Source organism: Leclercia tamurae (genome assembly GCF_025566055.1).
GTDB classification, from domain to species: Bacteria; Pseudomonadota; Gammaproteobacteria; order Enterobacterales; family Enterobacteriaceae; genus Enterobacter; species Enterobacter tamurae.
Map to the genome: position 1 here is coordinate 34989 of NZ_JAMHKS010000075.1, position 21113 is coordinate 56101.

18 protein-coding genes are annotated in these 21113 nt (G+C 58.9%); 13 read left to right on the top strand and 5 right to left on the bottom strand.

Annotated elements, in window-relative coordinates; translation table 11 throughout:
* Positions 1 to 131: 131 nt before the first annotated feature.
* The 4 genes from qseE (at position 132) to glnB (ending at position 4072) form a co-directional block, all read left to right on the top strand.
* A complete protein-coding gene (gene qseE, locus M8318_RS14795) occupies positions 132 to 1565 on the top strand; it encodes a two component system sensor histidine kinase QseE/GlrK (RefSeq protein WP_262663352.1) in 1434 nt (477 codons plus the stop codon).
* A complete protein-coding gene (gene qseG / locus M8318_RS14800; protein ID WP_262663353.1) occupies positions 1562 to 2320 on the top strand; it encodes a two-component system QseEF-associated lipoprotein QseG in 759 nt (252 codons plus the stop codon). Before qseE ends, qseG begins: the two co-directional genes overlap by 4 nt.
* Entirely contained in the window at positions 2317 to 3654 is a 1338-nt protein-coding gene (glrR, locus tag M8318_RS14805; protein WP_106994576.1) for a two-component system response regulator GlrR, read from the top strand. The genes qseG and glrR overlap by 4 nt, the downstream gene beginning before the upstream one ends.
* Positions 3655 to 3733: 79 nt before the next feature.
* Positions 3734 to 4072 carry a nitrogen regulatory protein P-II gene (glnB, locus tag M8318_RS14810; RefSeq protein WP_106994577.1) on the top strand — a complete coding sequence of 113 codons (339 nt, stop codon included), beginning with the start codon at positions 3734 to 3736 and terminating at the stop codon, positions 4070 to 4072.
* Positions 4073 to 4145: 73 nt separating this feature from the next.
* On the opposite strand, the gene hmpA is transcribed toward glnB, so the two are convergent.
* Positions 4146 to 5336, bottom strand: a complete 1191-nt coding sequence (gene hmpA, locus M8318_RS14815) for an NO-inducible flavohemoprotein (RefSeq protein WP_106994578.1) — start codon at positions 5334 to 5336, stop codon at positions 4146 to 4148.
* A gap of 305 nt (positions 5337 to 5641) precedes the next feature.
* On the opposite strand from hmpA, the gene glyA reads away from it, so the two are divergent.
* On the top strand, positions 5642 to 6895 hold the full coding sequence (glyA, locus tag M8318_RS14820; RefSeq protein WP_262663354.1) for a serine hydroxymethyltransferase: 1254 nt from the start codon (positions 5642 to 5644) through the stop codon (positions 6893 to 6895).
* A 48-nt stretch (positions 6896 to 6943) separates the two neighbouring features.
* On the opposite strand, the gene M8318_RS14825 is transcribed toward glyA, so the two are convergent.
* Both M8318_RS14825 and M8318_RS14830 read right to left on the bottom strand, forming a co-directional pair.
* Positions 6944 to 7366 (bottom strand): DoxX family protein, encoded by a 423-nt coding sequence (locus M8318_RS14825; RefSeq protein ID WP_106994580.1) that lies wholly within the window; start codon positions 7364 to 7366, stop codon positions 6944 to 6946.
* Positions 7367 to 7494: 128 nt separating this feature from the next.
* Complete coding sequence (locus M8318_RS14830) at positions 7495 to 8691, bottom strand: ROK family transcriptional regulator (RefSeq protein ID WP_262663355.1); 1197 nt, start codon at positions 8689 to 8691, stop codon at positions 7495 to 7497.
* A gap of 115 nt (positions 8692 to 8806) precedes the next feature.
* Between M8318_RS14830 and M8318_RS14835 the strand changes: the two genes are divergently transcribed.
* The 4 genes from M8318_RS14835 to M8318_RS14850 all read left to right on the top strand — a co-directional run bounded on the left by M8318_RS14835 (position 8807) and on the right by M8318_RS14850 (position 15647).
* Positions 8807 to 12082 (top strand): DUF5107 domain-containing protein, encoded by a 3276-nt coding sequence (locus tag M8318_RS14835; RefSeq protein ID WP_262663356.1) that lies wholly within the window; start codon positions 8807 to 8809, stop codon positions 12080 to 12082.
* A 71-nt stretch (positions 12083 to 12153) separates the two neighbouring features.
* Positions 12154 to 13596: a sugar porter family MFS transporter gene (locus M8318_RS14840; RefSeq protein ID WP_225758284.1), complete on the top strand. Its 1443-nt coding sequence runs from the start codon at positions 12154 to 12156 to the stop codon at positions 13594 to 13596.
* The gene (locus M8318_RS14845; protein ID WP_262663357.1) at positions 13593 to 14429 is read left to right on the top strand and encodes an aldose 1-epimerase; all 837 of its coding nucleotides are present in this window, start codon (positions 13593 to 13595) and stop codon (positions 14427 to 14429) included. Before M8318_RS14840 ends, M8318_RS14845 begins: the two co-directional genes overlap by 4 nt.
* A gap of 81 nt (positions 14430 to 14510) precedes the next feature.
* Positions 14511 to 15647 (top strand): 3-phenylpropionate MFS transporter, encoded by a 1137-nt coding sequence (locus M8318_RS14850; RefSeq protein WP_106994585.1) that lies wholly within the window; start codon positions 14511 to 14513, stop codon positions 15645 to 15647.
* Here M8318_RS14850 and csiE read toward each other — a convergent pair.
* Positions 15644 to 16921: a stationary phase inducible protein CsiE gene (gene csiE / locus M8318_RS14855; protein WP_166183369.1), complete on the bottom strand. Its 1278-nt coding sequence runs from the start codon at positions 16919 to 16921 to the stop codon at positions 15644 to 15646. The genes M8318_RS14850 and csiE overlap by 4 nt on opposite strands.
* Before the next feature lie 123 nt (positions 16922 to 17044).
* Between csiE and M8318_RS14860 the strand changes: the two genes are divergently transcribed.
* On the top strand, positions 17045 to 17683 hold the full coding sequence (locus M8318_RS14860) for a DUF1007 family protein (protein ID WP_262663358.1): 639 nt from the start codon (positions 17045 to 17047) through the stop codon (positions 17681 to 17683).
* Positions 17674 to 18639 carry a nickel/cobalt transporter gene (locus M8318_RS14865; protein ID WP_262663359.1) on the top strand — a complete coding sequence of 322 codons (966 nt, stop codon included), beginning with the start codon at positions 17674 to 17676 and terminating at the stop codon, positions 18637 to 18639. Before M8318_RS14860 ends, M8318_RS14865 begins: the two co-directional genes overlap by 10 nt.
* A gap of 46 nt (positions 18640 to 18685) precedes the next feature.
* Here M8318_RS14865 and suhB read toward each other — a convergent pair whose 3' ends face one another.
* A complete protein-coding gene (gene suhB / locus M8318_RS14870; RefSeq protein WP_207630082.1) occupies positions 18686 to 19492 on the bottom strand; it encodes an inositol-1-monophosphatase in 807 nt (268 codons plus the stop codon).
* A gap of 138 nt (positions 19493 to 19630) precedes the next feature.
* On the opposite strand from suhB, the gene trmJ reads away from it, so the two are divergent.
* Together trmJ and iscR are read left to right on the top strand one after the other, a co-directional pair.
* Positions 19631 to 20359: a tRNA (cytosine(32)/uridine(32)-2'-O)-methyltransferase TrmJ gene (gene trmJ, locus M8318_RS14875; protein WP_166185419.1), complete on the top strand. Its 729-nt coding sequence runs from the start codon at positions 19631 to 19633 to the stop codon at positions 20357 to 20359.
* Positions 20360 to 20577: 218 nt separating this feature from the next.
* Positions 20578 to 21069, top strand: a complete 492-nt coding sequence (gene iscR, locus M8318_RS14880) for a Fe-S cluster assembly transcriptional regulator IscR (protein ID WP_261645244.1) — start codon at positions 20578 to 20580, stop codon at positions 21067 to 21069.
* Positions 21070 to 21113: the final 44 nt, after the last annotated feature.

Sequence of the window (21113 nt, forward strand, 5' to 3'; positions counted from 1 at the left end):
ACCCAGGGCGAAACGTCGAGTTAGGCACCGCCTCATTCCATAACAAAGCCGGGTTTTTAACCCGGCTTTGTTGTATCTGAAGGGTTGTCCAGCTAGCATCCTCTTACCTCCTCGCGACAGAGAGTAATGCGTTGAAACGCTGGCCTGTTTTCCCTCGCTCCTTGCGACAGTTAGTCATGATGGCATTCCTGCTGATCCTGCTGCCTTTGCTGGTCCTGGCATGGCAGGCATGGCAGAGCCTGAACGCCCTCAGCGCCCAGGCGGCGCTCACCAACCGTACTACCCTGATTGATGCCCGCCGCAGCGAGGCGATGACCAATGCCGCGCTGGAGATGGAGCGCAGCTACCGGCAGTATTGCGTCCTCGATGACCGAACCCTGGCAACCGTCTATCAAAATCAGCGTAAGCGCTACAGCGAAATGCTCGACGCTCATGCCGGGGTATTGCCGGACGACAAGCTCTATCAGGCCTTACGCCAGGATATTAATGCCCTGGCGCAGCTCCAGTGCCTTAACAGCGGCCCCGATGCGATGTCTGCCATGCGGCTGGAAGCCTTTGCCAATGCCAACGCCGAGATGGTGCAGGCGACCCGGGCGGTGATCTTCTCCCGCGGGCAGCAGCTCCAGCAGGAGATTGCCGAGCGCGGCCAGTTCTTTGGCTGGCAGGCGCTGGTGCTATTTCTGGTCAGCTTGGTGCTGGTCCTGCTCTTCACCCGCATGATCATCGGCCCGGTCAAGGGCATCGAGCGGATGATCAACCGGCTGGGGGAGGGGCGCTCGCTGGGCAATACCGTGGTCTTTACCGGCCCGCGCGAGTTGCGCTCGGTCGGGCAACGGATCATCTGGCTCTCTGAGCGGCTGACGTGGCTCGAATCCCAGCGCCACCAGTTTTTACGCCACATCTCCCACGAACTGAAAACCCCGCTCGCCAGCATGCGCGAGGGGACCGAACTGCTGGCCGATGAGGTCGCCGGACCGCTGACGCCAGAGCAGGGGGAGATTGTGGAGATCCTCGATGCCAGCAGCCGCAATCTGCAAAAGCTGATTGAGCAACTGCTCGACTACAACCGCAAACTGGCCGACGGCATCCCCGAGCTGGAGCGCGTCGAGCTGGCGCCGCTGGTGGATATGGTGCTCTCCGCCCACAGCCTGCCTGCCCGGGCTAAAATGATGCATACTGAACTGGCACTCTCGACGCCCGCCTGTTTAGCCGAACCCATGCTGCTGATGAGCGTCCTGGATAATCTTTATTCCAACGCGGTGCACTATGGCATTGAATCCGGTACCATTTATGTTCGCAGTTTTACGCGCGACTCACGCGTCTGTATCGATGTCGCCAACACCGGAAACCCGATCCCCGACGATGAAAAAACGATGATCTTCGAACCCTTTTTCCAGGGGAGCCATCAACGCAAAGGGGCGGTTAAGGGAAGCGGTCTGGGGCTGAGCATCGCCCGCGACTGTATTCGTCGTATGCAGGGAGAGCTTAATCTTGTCACTGACGACCGTACCGATGTCTGTTTTCGCATCGAACTGCCGCTTGAGTCGGAAAAATCACTGAAATGAATCTAAGTCTGGTGAGTATGTCACACGTCTTTTCCCGCGCCATTAACGCGGTCTTTTCCGGCCACTTTATTCGCCTGAGCCTTCCCTGCCTGCTGCTGACCGGCTGCGTCACCCATGCACCCGCGCCAACGATTAGCGACAAGCAGGATGAAAAATTGCCTGAACATCAGCTGGCGGACTTCCTCTCTACCGACTGCAATAATATCTGGCAGCTGCACGGTCAGGAGACCGACAGCAACCCGCTCTTCTGGCTGCGCGGCATGGACTGCGCGGACCGCCTCTCACCCGCCGCCGCGCGCGCAGAGGCCCGGGGCTGGACCGATGACACCTGGCAGGAGAGCTTTAAACGCGGGATCCTGCTGGCGAATGCCAAAATTAACCCGGTGGAGCGGCGGGTATTGACCACCCGGCTGGATGCGCTGAGCCCGCAGATCCCCGCCCAGGTGCGCCCGCTTTACCAGCTCTGGCGACACGGGCAGGTACTGCAGCTGCAGCTGGCGGAAGAGCGTTCCCGCTACGGCAAGTTACAGCAGATCACCGATGGCGAACTGGATAACCTGCGCCAGCAGCAGCAATATTTACGCACGCAGCTGGACACCACCACGCGGAAGCTGGAAAACCTGACCGATATTGAACGGCAGCTCTCCACCCGTAAGCCGGTCAGTAACTATCTGCCGGATGCGCCGAAGAGTGCGACACCATCCGCTGACGGCGACGCGGCGGATACCCCGAACCAGGAGGATGGAAAGCCATGACAAGCCGAAAACCTGCGCATCTTTTGCTGGTAGATGATGACCCCGGCTTGCTGAAGCTGCTGGGCATGCGTCTGGTGAGCGAGGGCTACAGCGTGGTGACCGCCGAAAGCGGCCAGGAAGGGCTGAAAGTGCTGGGGCGCGAGAAGGTCGATCTGGTCATCAGCGATCTGCGAATGGATGAAATGGACGGCATGCAGCTGTTTACCGAGATCCAGAAGCTCCAGCCCGGCATGCCGGTGATTATCCTTACCGCCCACGGCTCGATCCCCGATGCCGTGGCGGCCACCCAGCAGGGCGTCTTCAGCTTCCTCACCAAGCCAGTGGACAAAGACGCGCTTTACAAAGCTATCGATGACGCGCTGGAACACGCCGCGCCGTCCGGGGACGAGACGTGGCGGGAGTCATTTGTCACCCGCAGTCCGATCATGCTGCGGCTGCTGGAACAGGCGCGGATGGTGGCGCAGTCCGATGTCAGCGTGCTGATTAACGGCCAGAGCGGCACCGGGAAGGAGATCCTCGCCCAGGCGATCCACAATGCCAGCCCGCGGGGCAAAAATGCCTTTATCGCCATCAACTGCGGGGCGCTGCCCGAGCAGCTGCTGGAGTCGGAGCTGTTTGGTCATGCGCGCGGGGCCTTCACCGGCGCGGTCAGCAGCCGGGAAGGGCTGTTCCAGGCCGCAGAAGGCGGCACGCTGTTCCTCGATGAAATTGGCGATATGCCCGCTCCCCTGCAGGTCAAGCTGCTGCGCGTGCTGCAGGAGCGCAAGGTCAGGCCGCTGGGCAGTAACCGTGATATCGACATCAACGTGCGTATTATCTCGGCCACCCACCGGGATCTGCCCAAGGCGATGGCGCGCAACGAGTTCCGCGAGGACCTCTTCTATCGCCTTAACGTCGTCAACCTGAAGATCCCGGCGCTGGCGGAGCGGGCGGAAGATATTCCCCTGCTGGCCACCCAGCTGTTGCGCCAGTCCGCCGAGCGACATAAGCCCTTCGTGCGGGCCTTCTCCACTGATGCCATGAAGCGGCTGATGACCGCCAGCTGGCCCGGTAACGTGCGCCAGCTGGTGAACGTGATTGAGCAGTGCGTGGCGCTCACCACCTCGCCGGTGATCAGCGATGCGCTGGTGGAGCAGGCCCTGGAGGGGGAGAACACCGCCTTGCCGACCTTCGTCGAGGCCCGTAACCAGTTCGAGCTCAACTATCTGCGTAAGCTACTGCAGATCACCAAAGGCAACGTCACCCATGCCGCACGGATGGCCGGACGTAACCGCACCGAGTTTTATAAGCTGCTGTCGCGCCATGAGCTGGAAGCGAACGATTTTAAAGAGTGATACGCTAAATTCCGCCTGAATATGATACTGTGAGCAACCGATTACGAGGCAGCTGACAGGCATAAGTTTAAGGAACACCATGAAAAAGATTGATGCGATTATTAAACCTTTCAAACTGGATGATGTGCGCGAAGCGCTGGCGGAAGTTGGCATCACCGGCATGACGGTAACGGAAGTGAAAGGCTTTGGTCGTCAGAAGGGCCACACGGAACTCTACCGTGGCGCGGAATACATGGTCGATTTCCTGCCGAAGGTAAAAATTGAAATCGTGGTGTCGGACGACATCGTCGAGACCTGCGTGGATACCATTATCCGCACCGCGCAGACCGGCAAAATCGGCGACGGCAAAATTTTCGTCTTTGACGTGTCGCGCGTGATCCGTATCCGTACCGGCGAAGAAGACGACGAGGCGATTTAAACGCCAGGCATTAAACCCGCAGGCGCAGCGCCGCCGGGCAAAAAAAAGCCCCTCCGAAGAGGGGCTTTTTGCATTACAGCACCTTATGCGGGCCGAAGCATTCGTAATGAATGTTCTCTTTATTCACCCCCAGCTCAACCAGCTGCGCCGCGGCATACTGCATAAACGCCACCGGGCCACAAACGTAGAACTGCATCTCCGGCGCGTGGAAATGATCTTTATGCTGGCTTAACGCCATCAGACCTTCGCTGTCGAAGCGCGCTGCGGCGCGGTCATCGTCTGTCGGCAGACGATACCAGGTATGCGCGGTAAAGTGCGGCAGACCGGCAGCCAGGGTTTTCACTTCATCAGAAAACGCATGCACTTCGCCATTCTCTGCGGCGTGGAACCAGTTCACCTGCGCCTGATGCTGCGATTTCGCCAGGGTATCCAGCATCGCCAGCATTGGCGTCTGGCCGACACCGGCGGAGATCAGCGTCACCGGGGTATTGGCATCCACCGCCATAAAGAAATCGCCCGCCGGCGCGGCCAGATGTACCACGTCACCGACGCTGGCTTCGTCATGCAGCCAGGTCGAGACCTGACCGCCTTCCTCGCGTTTCACCGCAATGCGATAGCCTTTGCCGTTTGGCTTGCGGGTCAGGGAGTACTGGCGGATCTCCTGATGGGGGAAGCCTTCAGGTTTCAGCCACACGCCCAGATACTGGCCGGGCTGGTAATCGGCAACCGGCTGGCCGTCGACCGGCTCAAATTCAAAGCTGGTAATAAGCTGGCTGCGCGGCGTTTTTTCCACGATACGGAAAGCGCGGGTGCCCTCCCAGCCGCCGTTCTTGCTGGCGTTTTCGCTGTAGATCTGCGCTTCACGGTTGATAAACACGTTAGCCAGCACGCCGTAAGCTTTGCCCCACGCATCCAGCACCTCCTGGCCCGGGCTGAACATCTCATCCAGCGTCGCCAGCAGATGGCTGCCCACGATATTGTACTGCTCGGGTTTGATCTGGAAGCTGGTATGTTTCTGGGCAATTTTTTCCACCGCTGGCAGCAGCGCCGGCAGGTTCTCAATGTTGCTGGCGTAGGCGGCAATGGCGTTGAATAACGCTTCGCGCTGATCGCCGTTACGCTGGTTGCTCATGTTGAAAATCTCTTTGAGCTCCGGGTTGTGCGCGAACATGCGATCATAAAAATGGGCGGTAAGTTTTGGGCCGGTTTCAACCAGCAGGGGAATGGTGGCTTTAACGGTAGCGATGGTTTGAGCGTCTAACATAGCAGCTTCCTTCAAATGTTACTTTAATGATGTATTTTATATGCATCTTATAAAAAATAACCCTGCGTTGTAAATGGTTCTTTGCAACGTGAATTAACTGCATCACAAACCTGAAAAGAAATCCAGTTTACAGGGTGAGAGCGTTATTGCTCAAACCCTTGCGTGGCGGGTAGGTAAACGTTTGCGTAAAATCGTTTGTCAAGACCTGTTATCACTCAGCTAATCAGTTATACTGTTGCCCGTCGTCCAACTGGACCGCCTTTTTCAGGCAAAAATTTACTTGTTAGCTGAGTCAGGAGATGCGGATGTTAAAGCGTGAAATGAACATTGCCGATTATGATGCCGAACTGTGGCAGGCTATGGAGCAGGAAAAAGTACGTCAGGAAGAGCACATCGAACTGATCGCCTCCGAAAACTACACCAGCCCGCGCGTGATGCAGGCGCAGGGCTCTCAGCTGACCAACAAATACGCTGAAGGTTACCCGGGCAAGCGTTACTACGGCGGTTGCGAATATGTTGATATCGTTGAGCAGCTGGCGATCGACCGTGCCAAAGAGCTGTTTGGCGCAGACTACGCTAACGTGCAGCCGCACTCCGGCTCTCAGGCTAACTTCGCGGTTTACACCGCGCTGCTGCAGCCGGGCGACACCGTGCTGGGTATGAACCTGGCGCAGGGCGGTCACCTGACTCACGGCTCCCCGGTTAACTTCTCCGGCAAACTCTACAACATCATCCCTTACGGTATTGATGAGACCGGTAAAATTGACTACGAAGATATGGCGAAGCAGGCTAAAGAGCACAAACCGAAGATGATCATCGGTGGCTTCTCTGCTTACTCCGGCGTGGTTGACTGGGCAAAAATGCGTGAAATCGCCGACAGCATCGGCGCATACCTGTTCGTCGACATGGCGCACGTGGCGGGTCTGATCGCCGCAGACGTGTACCCGAACCCGGTTCCACACGCTCACGTGGTCACCACCACCACCCACAAAACCCTGGCGGGTCCACGCGGTGGCCTGATCCTGGCGAAGGGCGGTGACGAAGAGCTGTACAAAAAACTGAACTCCGCCGTGTTCCCAAGCGCGCAGGGCGGCCCGCTGATGCACGTGATCGCAGCGAAAGCTGTGGCGCTGAAAGAAGCGATGGAGCCTGAGTTCAAAGTTTACCAGCAGCAGGTTGCCAAAAACGCCAAAGCGATGGTGGAAGTGTTCCTGAACCGTGGCTACAAAGTGGTCTCCGGCGGCACTGAAAACCACCTGTTCCTGCTGGATCTGGTGGATAAAAACCTGACTGGTAAAGAAGCTGACGCTGCCCTGGGCCGCGCCAACATCACCGTTAACAAGAACAGCGTACCAAACGATCCGAAGAGCCCGTTCGTGACTTCCGGTATCCGTATCGGTTCTCCGGCTGTGACTCGCCGCGGCTTTAAAGAAGCGGAAGTAAAAGAGCTGGCTGGCTGGATGTGTGACGTGCTGGACAACATCAATGACGAAGCCGTTATCGAACGCGTGAAAGCTAAAGTGCTGGATATCTGCGCGCGCTTCCCGGTTTACGCCTAATTCTGCCCCGCAGAACAAAAAGGCCGCTTATGCGGCCTTTTTTTATGGCTAACGCCGGTCGATGGAGATAGCACCCGGCCCGGCGACCGCCAGCAGCAGAAACCCGCCGGCAATACTGATGTTCTTGAAGAAGTTAATCATGTTCGGCATCACCGCGTCGCCACTCATATCCCAGTAGTGGTGGCCAATCACCGCCGTACCCAGGGTATAAAAGACAAACAGCACCGCCAGTGGACGGGTAAAAAAGCCGAGCACGATCAGAATGGCGGCGGGCACCTCCATGATCACCGCCACGATGGCCGCCAGCATTGGCATCGGGGCGCCGAGCTTCGCCATGTACTGCACCGTGCCGTCAAAACCAAACATCTTCGGCACGCCAAAAATAATAAACAGCAGGATCAGGGCGAGGCGGGCGATCAACAGGATCAGCGCCCGGGAGTGACCGAAATCGAAATAGCGTAATCTGTTCATGGCAGGCTCGTTTGTGGGTGGGACTTACCTTAAAGCTAATACACAAAATGCCGGCCCGCCATTGAGGTTTCCCTCATAAATCAGGCATTAGGATGATTTCAATTCGCGCAATTGCGGCATGTTCCCCGCTATCCTTCTGCCAGCGCATCCTCCACAAACAGATAACCAATACCGATAATCTGCTGCTGCCGGGTTAAGCCGCCAAAAGCGATTTCCGTTTGCCGGTTACGCACCGCATCCCCCTGATCGAAGGGAGTAAAGCCGATCTGGCGATTAATGGTTTGCAGCCAGCGTTCGCCGAAGGCGCAGCTGCGACCATAGAACCAGATTTGGTTGATGTTGAGCACATTGAGCAGATTGTAGAGCGTCAGCCCGATGGCGTTAGCGGCCTCGTCGGCCCAGCGCTGAATATTCACGTCACCCTGACGCCAGGCATCCAGCAGCTGCAGGGTGGTCAGGGTATCCGGGTCGAGACTCAGGGAGCCGGGCTGGGATTTCAGCCACAGCCGCGCCTGTTTTTTTAGGGCCGACAGGGAGGCGACCGTCTCCAGGCAGCCGTATCGCCCGCAGGCGCAGGCCACGCCGTCGCGATCAAAAATGGTGTGGCCAATCTGCCCGCTGCCGTTGAGCGTGCCGCGATAGACCTGGCCATTAATGACGAACGAGGAGCCGATGCCGTAATCGACGTTAATCACGCAAAAATCGTCGCGGTTGGCCGGGTTTTGCCATTTTTCCGCCAGGGCCAGCATCACGCAGTCGTTATCCACCATCACCGTGATGCCGAGCTTTTCTTCCAGCAGATACTTAATCTCAATCGGTTTTTTCCACGGCGCCTGGGGCATGATCTGGGACACCCCGGTGGCGGTATCCACCTGGCCGTGGATCCCGAGTGCCAGGTTAATCCGCTGCCCCGGCCAGCGTTTACGCTGCTGCTGCCACAGGCTTTCGATGGCCTGCAACAGCGCCTCTGGGGTGCGGGCGTTGACGTCGGTCCAGGTAAAATCCCCCAGGGGTAACATGCGCCCGTCGATCAGCTGGCTTTCAATGCTGGTGGGGCTGACATTCATGCAGAGTATCAGTGGACCCTCATCCGGGATCTGGTAGTGGCCGCTGTTCATCCCCCGGGTGCTGAGGTTTTCGCTGGAATGCGCCAGCTTATTGTCGGCCACCAGCTCATCGAGAATCTTACTGACGGCAGGGATCGACAGCCCGGTGTGCTGGGCTAGCTGCGATTTGCTCAGACGCTTATAGCGCCAGATCAGCGCCATGATCGTGCGCCGGTTATGCTGCCGCACCCGCTGGTTGTTCAGACCGGCTATCTGCATTTCACTAAACTCCGTTAATAGTATTGCGTGAGCATTATGCAATCAGCGCGCTGAATTCCTCTCTACACTGCCATCTTATCGTCTTTCACTGTTATTTGTTTACTGGAGTGTGAATATGTCTGGAGCAGTTAACGTCTGGCGGGAAACCATCGCCTTACCGACATGGACCACCGGCGCAGAAGATACCAACCCGATGTTCCTGGAAAAACGCGTGTATCAGGGTTCCTCCGGCGCGGTCTATCCCTACGGCGTGACCGATACCCTGACCGGGACCCGCGAGATGCGTGATTACCAGGCGGTGTGGATGGAAAACGACTTCATCCGCATCATGCTGCTGCCGGAGCTGGGCGGACGTATTCATCGCGCATATGACAAAGTTCAGGAGCGTGATTTCGTCTACTACAACGAGGTGGTGAAACCGGCGCTGGTGGGCCTGCTGGGGCCGTGGATCTCCGGCGGGATCGAGTTTAACTGGCCGCAGCACCATCGCCCGACCACCTTTATGCCGGTTGACGTGACCATCCAGCAGCAGGATGGCGGGGCGCAGACCGTCTGGCTGGGCGAGGCCGAGCCAATGCGCGGCCTGCAGGTGATGACCGGCTTTACGCTCTACCCGGATCGGGCATTGATTGAGATCACCGGCAAAGTCTTCAACGGCAACGCCACGCCGCGCCACTTCCTGTGGTGGGCCAACCCGGCGGTGAAGGGCGGGGACGATCATCAGAGCGTCTTCCCGCCGGACGTTACGGCGGTGTTTGACCACGGCAAGCGCGCGGTCTCGGCTTTCCCGATTGCCACCGGCACCTACTATAAAGTCGACTACTCGGCGGGCGTGGATATCTCGCGCTACAAAAACGTGCCGGTCCCGACCTCCTACATGGCAGAAAAATCGGCCTACGATTTTGTCGGCGCCTACCATCACGGGGAGCGGGGCGGCCTGCTGCACGTGGCCGATCACCACGTCTCGCCGGGTAAAAAGCAGTGGTCCTGGGGCCATGACGATTTTGGTCGCGCCTGGGATCGCAATCTGACCGATGAAAACGGCCCCTATATTGAGCTGATGACCGGCGTCTTCACCGATAACCAGCCTGATTTCACCTGGCTTGCGCCGTATGAAGAGAAGATCTTCGTGCAGAATTTCCTGCCCTACAGCGAGCTGGGGCAGGTGCAGAACGCCAACACCCAGCTGGCGCTTAAGCTGGAGCGGTGCGAGCAGCAGCTTCACCTCGGCCTGTACGCCATCGCCCCGCTTCAGGGCGTGCGCCTCGAACTGACTGCAGAGGGCAAGCCGGTGTGGGAAACGCAGCTGACCCTGATGCCGGGTGAAAGCTGGCAGCAGGCGCTGGCGGACGAATGGCCGCAGCGCTTAACCCTGACGATAAAAGAGGCCTCGGGCCGCACGCTGCTGCATTATCAGGAGCATATCGCCGAGGAAACCCCGCTGCCGGATCCGGCCACCGCACCCGCCATGCCGGAAAACATCAGCAACAGCGATGAACTCTATTTTATTGGTCAGCATCTGGAGCAGTACAACCACGCCAGCCGCTATGCGGAAGATTACTACCGCCGTGCGCTGGAACTGGATGCCCATGACTATCGCAACAACGTCGCGCTGGGCACCCTGGCGCTGAACCGCGCCGACTGGGGGCTGGCGCAGCGCTGTGCCGAAGCCGCCCTGGTGCGTGCGCATAAGTTAAATAAGAACCCGCGGGATGGCGAAGCCAGCCAGCTGCTGGCGACAGCGCTGGAGCGGCAGGGGGACGACGATGCCGCCTGGGATCACTACTACAAAGCCTCCTGGAGCGGAAACTGCCGCGATGCCGCGTTCTGGTCGCTGGCGCGGCTGGCGATGAAGCGCGGGAATTACGCTGAGGCGCTGGAAAAAGTCGACATCAGCCTCGGGATCAATGCCAGCAACAATCTGGCGATGGGGCTCAAAGCGCTGGCCCTGGCTCAGGTTGAGGGCGAACGCACCGCGCAGGACTACATTGACGGCTGCCTGCAAACCCATCCTCTCAGCTACGCCCTGCACTATGCCCGTTGGGCGATCGCCCGGGACGAGGTTTCACGTGACAAGCTGTTGCAGGTGACGGGTCGTCGTGGGGCCAACGCCTGCGTGCTGGCGGGCTGGTTAACCGCGATGGGGATGCAAGACGCCGCGCGCGAAATGCTGGATCTGCTCGACAGCCAGGAGACCTTGCCTCAGCTCTGGCGGGCCGCATTAAGCGATGAGCCCGCCACGCGTGCCCATTACATTGCCGCCGCGCGCCGCTGTGAGCCCAACCGGGTGCGTTTCCCGAACGCACTGGATGAAGTGCAGATGCTGCAGCGCCTGCAGGATGATCCGTTCGCCCGCTATCTGCTGGGCTGCTTCTGGTACAGCAAACGTCGATATGACGATGCGGTCGCCTGCTGGCAAACCACCCTGGCGCAGGAGCCGCAATTTGCTCCGGCGCACCGCCTGCTGGGGATCTACGCCTGGAATAAAGAGCACAACCTGGCGCTGGCGGAGCAGCATCTGCAACGCGCCGTGGAGCTGGAACCTGACAACCCGCGTTTCCTGTTTGAGCTGGATTATCTCAATAAGCTCACCGGCCAGCCGGTGGCAAAACGCCTCGCCATGCTTACCGGGCGGGAAAATGTGGTCCTCAAACGCGATGACCTGACCGCCGAACTGTTAAGTCTGTGGAACGGTTCCGGGCGCTACGACGCTGCGGCGCAGGTGCTTCAGGCGCGTCAGTTCCATCCGTGGGAAGGCGGGGAAGGCAAGGTGACCGGGCAGTATCTGCTCAACCAGCAGCACCGCGCCTTGCAGCACATTGCCCGCGGCGAGTTCCGCGAGGCGATTAGCCTGCTGCAGGCGGCCCTGCGCTATCCGCACAACCTCGGGGAGGGGCGTCTGCCGGGGCAAACCGATAACGATATCTGGTATCTGTTGGGCTACTGCCACGCCCGTGGCGATGCGCAGGCCGAGGCGCAGCGCTGCTTTACCCGGGCGGCACAGGGAGAATCAACCCTTGCGGCCGGGCGCTACTACAACGATCAGCCAGCGGATTACCTGTTCTGGCAGGGGATGGCCCTGCGGCAGCTGGGGGACAGCGCGGCGGCGGAGCGTCACTTCCAGGGGTTCCTGGCCTGGGTGCAGGCGCATCGCGACGACGTGCCGGAGGCGGATTTCTTTGCAGTCTCGCTGCCGGATCTGGTGGTGCTGGATACGCCAGCCGGGCAGCAACATCAGCAGCACTGCCTGTTCATTGAGGCGCTGGGTCATGCCGGACTGGGTGACAGCGCAGCCTGCAAACGCCAGCTGGCGGCCTTGCTGGCACTTAACCCGGCCCATGACAAAGCGCATCTGATTCAGCATGCGCAGGCAGCCGGTATTTTCCATTAACTGACTCTGCAGGTGGGGAAACCCACCTGTTAACCCTCTGTACCCTGCGTTTCCCTTAAAGAGGAATCAACATGAATAACAGTGCGCAGACACAACTGAAAATGGGCTACGTCTGGACTATCTGTCTGGTCGCCGCCTGCGGTGGATTGCTGTTTGGCTACGACTGGGTGGTAATTGGCGGGGCCAAACCCTTCTATGAAGCCTGGTTCTCGATTACCGACCCGGCGCAATCCGGCTGGGCGATGAGTTCCGCCCTGGTGGGCTGTATTTTCGGGGCTTTAATCTCTGGATGGTGCGCCGATAAATTTGGCCGTAAGTGGCCGCTGATCCTCTCGGCGGTGCTGTTCAGCGCCTCGGCGTGGGGCACGGCGGTGGCGAGCAGCTTTGACATGTTCGTGGTCTATCGCATCGTCGGCGGGGTGGGGATTGGCCTCGCCTCCGCCCTCAGCCCGCTCTACATCGCCGAGGTCAGCCCGGCGGATAAGCGCGGTCGCTTCGTGGCCATTAACCAGCTGACCATCGTGGTGGGGGTACTGGCGGCGCAGCTGATTAACCTGATGATTGCCGAGCCGGTGGCACCTGGTGCCACCCATGAGGCTATCGTCCAGAGCTGGAACGGGCAAACCGGCTGGCGCTGGATGTTCGGTGCCGAGCTGGTTCCGGCCCTGGCGTTCCTGGTCCTGATGTTCTTTGTTCCGGAATCCCCGCGCTGGCTGATGAAGGCCGGCAAGCCGGAACGTGCCCGCGCCATGCTGGAGCGTATTGGCACCCCGGAGTACGCCAGCCAGACCTTAAAAGAGATCGCCCACACCCTGGAAAAAGACACCCAGAAAGTGGCGTACTCCACGCTGCTGCAGCCCCAGGTCAAACCGATCGTCATTATTGGCATGGTGCTGGCGATGTTCCAGCAGTGGTGCGGGATCAACGTCATCTTCAACTATGCCCAGGAGATCTTCGCCTCGGCCGGGTTTGATATCAACGACACCCTGAAGTCGATTGTGGCGACCGGCATCATCAACCTGGTCTTTACCCTGGCCGCGCTGCCGCTGGTGGACAAAATTGGCCGTCGCAAGCTGATGCTGTTAGGCGCCTCGGGATTAACCATTATCTACGTGCTGATTGCCAGCGCCTACGCGATGAACATCATGGGCTGGCCGGTTCTGCTGCTGGTGCTGGCGGCGATTGCCATCTACGCCCTGACGCTGGCCCCGGTGACCTGGGTGCTGCTGTCGGAGATCTTCCCCAACCGCGTCCGCGGCCTGGCGATGTCGATGGGGACCCTGGCGCTGTGGATCGCCTGCTTCCTGCTGACCTACACCTTCCCGCTGCTCAATGCCGGGCTGGGGGCGGCGGGCAGCTTCCTGCTCTACGGAGCGATCTGCGCCGCCGGGTATCTCTACATTCTGCGTAAAGTCCCGGAAACCAAAGGCGTGACCCTGGAGGCGCTGGAGGAACAGCTGGAGAAACAGCACAGCAAAGTGGCCGCAACGGCGGATGCCGGGCGCGTACATTGATGGATCTGCTGATGATAGAAAACGCGCATCTGCGGATGCGCGTTAATCCGCAGGGCGGCGGGTTGCAGGAACTCTTCTCCCTCACCCACGGGCAGCCCGTATTGTGGGATGAGGGCGACAGCGCGCTGTTTCCGATGGTGCCGCTGGCCAACCGGGTGGCGGGTAATCGCTTTGCCTTTCAGGGGCGGGATATTATCCTGCCGCAAAGCCCGGTGGACGAGCGCTTCTTTTTGCACGGCGATGGCTGGCAGTCTCCCTGGCAGGTGGCCTCGCGCACCGATACGGAGTGTGTTCTGACGCTGCGTTGCCAGCATGACTGCGGCTTCGATTATCAGGCGGTGCTGCGCTATCAGTTGCGTGAGCACGTTCTGCGGGCGGAGCTGATGCTCACCCATCTTGGTGCGCAGCCGATGCTGTACGGTCTGGGCTTCCATCCGTGGTTTTACTTTGACGAACGCAGCCGCCTGCAGTTTTCCGCCAGCGGCTACTGGCCGGAAGGGGAGCACCATTTACCGCTGGCGTGGCAGGGAGATATCCCGCCGGAGATCGATTTCAGTACCGCCCGGCAGGGGAGGGATGGCTGGCTGAATGTCGGCTACTCCGGCTGGAACGGCGTGGCAACGATCCTGCGTGATGTGATGAATATCACAATTACCGCGCAAACTCCGTGGCTGATGCTGTTCAGAATGTCGGGTAAATCATTCCTGTGCCTCGAACCGCAGAGCCATCCGGTCAACGCCCACCATATGGCCGGGCAGCCTGGGCTGGTGGTCTTAGGCCCGGGCGACAGCACCCTTTTTGCGATGGAGATTGCCGTCGAAAGCGCCGCCTGAGCCTGTTAATCAGCTGTTAAAACCCGCTTGCGCCAGCCTGTTTTTACCGCCAGACTATCGCCTCCAAAACGGGAGGGATTCATGGTTTTGCATTCCACGCGCTGGCTGGCGCTCAGCTACTTCACCTACTTTTTTAGCTACGGTATTTTTCTGCCTTTCTGGAGCGTCTGGCTCAAAGGGATTGGTCTCACTCCGGAGATGATTGGCGTTCTGCTTGGCTCGGGCCTGGTGGCGCGTTTTCTCGGTAGCCTGCTTATTGCCCCGCGCGTCAGCGATCCCTCCCTGTTAATCAAAGCCGTGCGCGTACTGGCGCTGCTTACCCTGGTGTTTATGGCCGGCTTCTGGGTTAGCCAGCAGTTTGCCTGGCTGGTGGTGGTGATGGTGGGCTTTAACCTCTTCTTCTCGCCGCTGGTGCCGCTGACCGATGCGCTGGCCAATACCTGGCAGAAGCAGATCACCATGGACTATGGCCGCGTGCGGCTGTGGGGCTCTATCGCCTTTGTGATTGGCTCGGCGCTGGTGGGCAAGCTGGTCAGCCTGTATGACTATCAGGCCATTCTGGCCCTGCTGAGCGTCGGGATTGCCTCGATGCTGCTTGGGATGCTGCTGCGCCCATCGGTAATGCCGCAGGGCGAAAGCCGTCAGCAGGAGAGCGCTGGCTGGCCGGCATGGCGCTCGCTGGTGGCCCAGAGCTGGCGCTTCCTCGCCTGTGTCTGCCTGCTGCAGGGGGCGCATGCCGCTTACTATGGCTTCAGCGCGATTTACTGGCAGGGAGCCGGGTATTCGGCCTCGGCCGTCGGCTACCTCTGGTCGCTGGGCGTGGTGGCGGAAGTGATCATCTTTGCCCTCAGCAACCGGCTGTTCCGCCGCTTTGGCGCCCGGGAGCTGCTCCTGCTCTCTGCCGTCTGCGGCGTTGTTCGCTGGGGGATCATGGGCTGGACCACCGAGCTGCCGTGGCTGATTGTCGCGCAGATCCTGCACTGCGGCACCTTTACGGTGTGTCATCTGGCGGCGATGCGTTATATCTCGGCCCGCGAAGGCAGCGATGTGATCCGCCTGCAGGCGGTCTACTCGGCGGTGGCGATGGGGGGCAGTATTGCGATCATGACCGTCTTCGCCGGCTTCCTGTACCAGCATCTCGGTCACGGGGTGTTCTGGGTGATGGCGCTGGTGGCGCTACCCGCGATCCTGCTGCGTCCGCGGGTGGCAGCGCGCTAAGATTCCAGCATGGCGCGAATATGTTCCTGCTGCTGCGCATTCAACGCCTCGACGGCATGGATGAGCGGCGGCGAGAACAGCGGCAGGGCGGTGGTGTAGGGCGTGACCACCAGGGCGGCCTCGCGCGGGGCACCCTCCTTCTGAAAGGCCTGCAGCGTCACATAGCGAATGTTCAGCGGCAGCAGGGTTAACTCCCGCAGCTGCTGCTCAATCAGCTCCTCGCAGGCTTTATCCTCCCCGGTCAATAACACCACCTGCTTTTCATGCAGATCGCTCTCCTGCATCAGCCAGGCGCCAAAGATCACCGCCACCAGGCTCGACTCCTCCTCGGAGAAGCGAAGACCAAACTCCGACTCCAGCTCGAACAGCACCTCCCGGGTGGTACGCATCAGGCGTGGATAGAGGCGGTGGATCTCCTCGGGGAGGCTGTTGTCGATACCGATGCCAAACAGCGAGCGGTCCAGCGCCTGGGAAATATGCACATAAAGCTGATCGGTCAGCCCCTTCTCGTCGCTGAACTGCATCCCGGTTTGCCCATGAAAGCGGGCGATCATGCGGGTGATGGTGCGGCGCAGACGGTCATCTTCCTGGTGCGCATCGCGAAGGGGATCCGGCGTGCGGAGCATCATAAACAGCAGGGCCAGGAAAGGTTGCTCATCGGCGTGAGGCACCAGCGCCACGCGGCGCTGCCAGTGGCGCACAATCTCCTGCGCCATCAGATATTCGTTGCGTGACTGGGTCCAGTTGCGCTGGATCACTGAAAACTCCGGGCTCTGGCCCAGATGGTGCTGAAGCAGGCAGTACTGCAGATAGAGCTGCAAAAACTGCGTGTCCCGGGATTCAAACTGACGCTGCAGGCGGCGGGAGCAAAAATTAATCAGCGCCCGCAGGTTAGTATCGTCATATAAAGTGCGGGCGATGCCGAGCTGCTTTAGCGCGATTTTCAGAGATGGGGTAAACTGCTGCGCGACGAAGTGGGGGCAGAGGCGTAACGCCCGGCGCAACCAGTGCAGCAGGCATAAACGTTGGTTCAGGTGGCTACCTTCAAGCAGGTAGCAGCCATCATGCTGTGTCGCAATGTCGAGCTGGTGATAGCGCTGGATCTCCATGCGCATCTCGTCGATATCCTGCCGGCAGAGGGCATCATCGACACCATTGATTTCACCGATGCGTTGCAGGTTGGCACGAAATCCTGGCACATAGAGCATCAACAGAACCTGGCAGCGGCGCTGCGAACTGGAAAGTGCAGATGGCATTTCGAGAGTCGTCATCATCTGTCGGGTTCCAGGGAGTGTGTTTGATAAGAATAGCTAAAGGATCTACGCCATAGCACGTGATGCCAGGCTTTCCTTCAGGAATGCGGGTGAATATCACAGAATTTTTGACGTGAGTAAGAGATGCAAACAGTGAAACGCAGCGCAACAACGGTTTTTTTGGCGGTTTTGTCTTTTGCCGCCGCCGCGCACCCTCACAGCTTTATCACCCTGAAAACAGAGATCATGGTGAAAGACGACCAGCTTACCGGGCTGAAGATGCGCTGGACGATGGATGAGCTGACCTCCGCCGATCTGCTCTATGATGCCGGAAACGCAAAGCCTGGGGATGAGATCTGGAAAAAGCTGGCGGCAGAGGTGATGGCCAACGTGCTCGGTCAGCACTATTTTACCGAGTTCTGGCATAACGGGGAGAAGGTGAAATTCCTCAACCGGCCCACCCGGTACGGCATGACCCGCGTTGATCATCAGGCGGTGCTGACCTTTATCCTGCCGCTGGCGGAGCCGCAGCCGCTGGCCGGGCAGAAATATACCTTCTCCACCTTCGATCCTTCTTACTACGTGGACATGAGCTACGCCGAGGATGACGATGTGTCCCTGCCGAAGGGAGTGGAAAAAAGCTGCTCCGTCAGCGTGGCGACCCCGGAGCCCAGCGATGAAACGCTGAGTTTTGCCAGCTCGCTGGATAAAGACGATGCGCCTCCGGAAGATATGGATCTCGGCAAACAGTTTGCCCAGACGGTGACCTTACAATGTCAGTAGTTCGTGCGCGCCGCGTAGCGGATCTCTGGCCGCTGGCGCTGTTTCTGCTGGCGGCGGTGGCAGGGGCCATCTGGCTGTGGCAGGCCTGGCCGCAGGTGATGCGTCAGAGCATTCTCTGGCAGCGGGACGTCAATCAGCAGATGAGCGGCTTGCTGAAAGCGGTGGCCGACAACCCGACAGCGGCGGGCGGGTCGCTGCTGGTATTCAGCTTTTTATATGGCGTGCTGCATGCCCTGGGGCCGGGCCACGGCAAAATCGTCATCACCACCTGGCTTGCCACCCATCCCTCAAAACTGAAATCGAGCATCGGCTTAACCCTGGCCTCCTCTTTATTACAGGGAGTGGTGGCGATCGCCCTGGTGGTGGGGGTATTAACCCTGCTGCAGCTCCCGGCGCGGGATCTGCACATGAGCAGTTTCTGGCTGGAGAAGGGAAGCTATGCCCTGGTCGGCGTGCTGGGGCTGATGCTTTGCTGGCGGGCGCTAAAAAAACTGCGGGCGTTGCTGCGCAAACCGACCTTTAAAGCCTTTATCCCGCATCACGTTCACGATGCAAACTGCGGCTGTGGCCATCAGCATCTGCCGAGCCCGACGCAGATCCAGCGCGCTGACGACTGGCGCGCGCGAATAATGATTATTCTGTCGATGGGGATGCGACCCTGTTCCGGGGCGATCATGGTCCTGCTGTTCAGTAAGGTGATCGATGTGTTCAGCTGGGGCGTGGCCGCGGCGCTGGCCATGGCGGCGGGAACGGGGCTCACTATCTCTTCACTGGCGCTGCTGGTGCACGGTTTTCGTCAGCTGGCGGTCAGGCTTAGCGGTAATAAAGCGCCGGTGCTGTGGCGACAGATCGGGTGGACAACGCTGGCATTAGCCGGTGGGGTGGTATTGCTGGTGGGGGCGGTGATGATGTGGATCAGTGCGGTGCCGGTGGGCAGGGGGATGCGACCGTTTTAATAATATTGCCCGGTAAGCGAAGTGCCACCGGGCAAAACAACCGAAATTAACGCTTCAGCGCTTCACTCAGTTCGTCACGCATGTTCGCCAGCATGGATTTCACCACACGTGGGTTACCTGCAACGATGTTGCCGGACAACATGTAGTTGTGGCCGCCGGTGAAATCACACACCAGAGCACCTGCTTCACGAGCAATCAGTTCGCCAGCAGCAAAGTCCCATGGCTTCAGGCCAATCTCAAAGTAACCGTCCACGCGGCCAGCGGCAACGTAGGCCAGATCCAGCGCAGCAGAACCGGAGCGACGGAAGTCAGCGCACTCGGTGAACAGTTTGCCCAGGATTTTCATGTACGCAGGAGCGTGCTGTTTAGCTTTGAACGGGAAACCGGTCGCCAGGATGGTGCCGTCGAGATCGCGAGCGTTGGTGCCGCGCAGACGGTAACCGTTTAGCTGTGCGCCCTGACCACGGGTAGCGGTGAACAGTTCGTTACGCATTGGATCGTAAACCACTGCCACTTCAGTACGGCCTTTGATGCGTACGGCGATAGAAACAGAGAAGTGGGGCAGACGTTTAACGAAGTTGGTGGTGCCATCCAGTGGATCAATAACCCATTGAACATCCTGATCTTCGCCCACGTGCTCACCGCTTTCTTCGGTGATGATGGTGTGTTGCGGGTAAGATTTGCGAATGGTTTCGATAATCATCGCTTCTGCGGCTTTATCGACGTTAGTCACAAAGTCATTGCTGCCTTTCTGGCTGGTTTCTACGGAATCTGGAGTTTCGTAGTGTTTGGCAATTACATTACCCGCCTTGCGCGCTGCGCGCACGGCGATGGTCAACATAGGATGTTGCATCGGTTACTCTCACTGGATGTTAAAGAACGGGGGATACGAAAACGGCGGAGAGTATAGCAGCGGGATCGGATTATGTCTTCCGTTTATGGTAGCATGGGCGAATATTCTTCAGACACTGAATTCAAACGTAAAAAAATTATGCTGCAAAATATCCGAATCGTACTGGTCGAAACCTCACATACCGGCAATATGGGCTCGGTGGCCCGCGCGATGAAAACCATGGGCTTAACCAATCTCTGGCTGGTTAACCCGCTGGTCAAACCCGACTCCCAGGCTATCGCGCTCGCCGCGGGCGCCAGCGATGTCATTGGCAATGCGCAAATCGTTGATACCCTGGATGAAGCCTTAGCGGGTTGCAGCCTGGTGGTTGGCACCAGCGCGCGTTCGCGCACCCTGCCGTGGCCGATGCTCGATCCCCGTGAATGTGGGTTGAAAAGCGTTTCCGAAGGTCAGCATGCGCCGGTGGCGCTGGTGTTTGGCCGTGAGCGCGTGGGGCTGACCAACGATGAATTGCAGAAGTGCCATTACCATGTCGCCATTGCCGCTAACCCGGAATACAGCTCGCTGAACCTGGCGATGGCCGTACAGGTGATCGCCTATGAGGTGCGGATGGCATGGCTGGCAACCCAGGAGAAAGAGTCCTATGCCGCGCCAGAAGAGACCCCGTATCCGCTGGTGGATGACCTGGAGCGTTTCTATGGTCATCTGGAGCAGACCCTTCTCAGCACCGGCTTTATCCGCGCCGGGCATCCGGGACAGGTGATGAACCGCCTCCGCCGTCTCTTTACCCGTGCGCGTCCGGAAAGCCAGGAGCTGAACATCCTGCGCGGGATTCTGGCGTCGATTGAGCAGAAGAATAAAGAGTAGTGCTGTCTGCTTGCCGGGTGGCGCTGCGCTTACCCGGCCTACAAAACCCGCCGCCGGGCAAAAACTGATGAGCGCACAGAAGGTTAAATACCTGACTAAAACAGTCAAGTAAATAGTTGACCAATTTAGTCGGGAATGTCAGACTTGGCCCTGCTATGCAATACCCCCACTTTACAATAAAAACCCCGGGCAGGGGCGAGTTTGAGGTTAAGTAAGACATGAGACTGACATCTAAAGGGCGTTATGCCGTGACCGCGATGCTGGACGTTGCGCTCAACTCCGAATCGGGCCCGGTTCCGTTGGCTGATATTTCTGAACGTCAGGGAATCTCCCTCTCTTATCTGGAACAGCTTTTCTCCCGACTGCGTAAAAATGGCCTGGTTTCCAGCGTCCGCGGTCCTGGCGGCGGATATCTGTTAGGTAAAGACGCGGGCAGTATTGCCGTTGGCGAAGTGATTAGCGCAGTTGACGAATCCGTCGACGCGACCCGTTGCCAGGGTAAAGGCGGCTGTCAGGGCGGCGATAAATGCCTGACTCACGCGCTGTGGCGCGATCTGAGCGACCGTCTGACCGGCTTCCTGAATAACATCACCATTGGTGAACTGGTTAACAACCAGGAAGTGCTGGACGTCTCTGGTCGTCAGCACTCGCAAGAGTCGCATCGTAATACCCGCGCGCAGGACGCTATCGACGTCAAATTACGCGCGTAATAAAAAATAAGTATTTCAGAATCAGGCCGGGGCATTACTCGCCC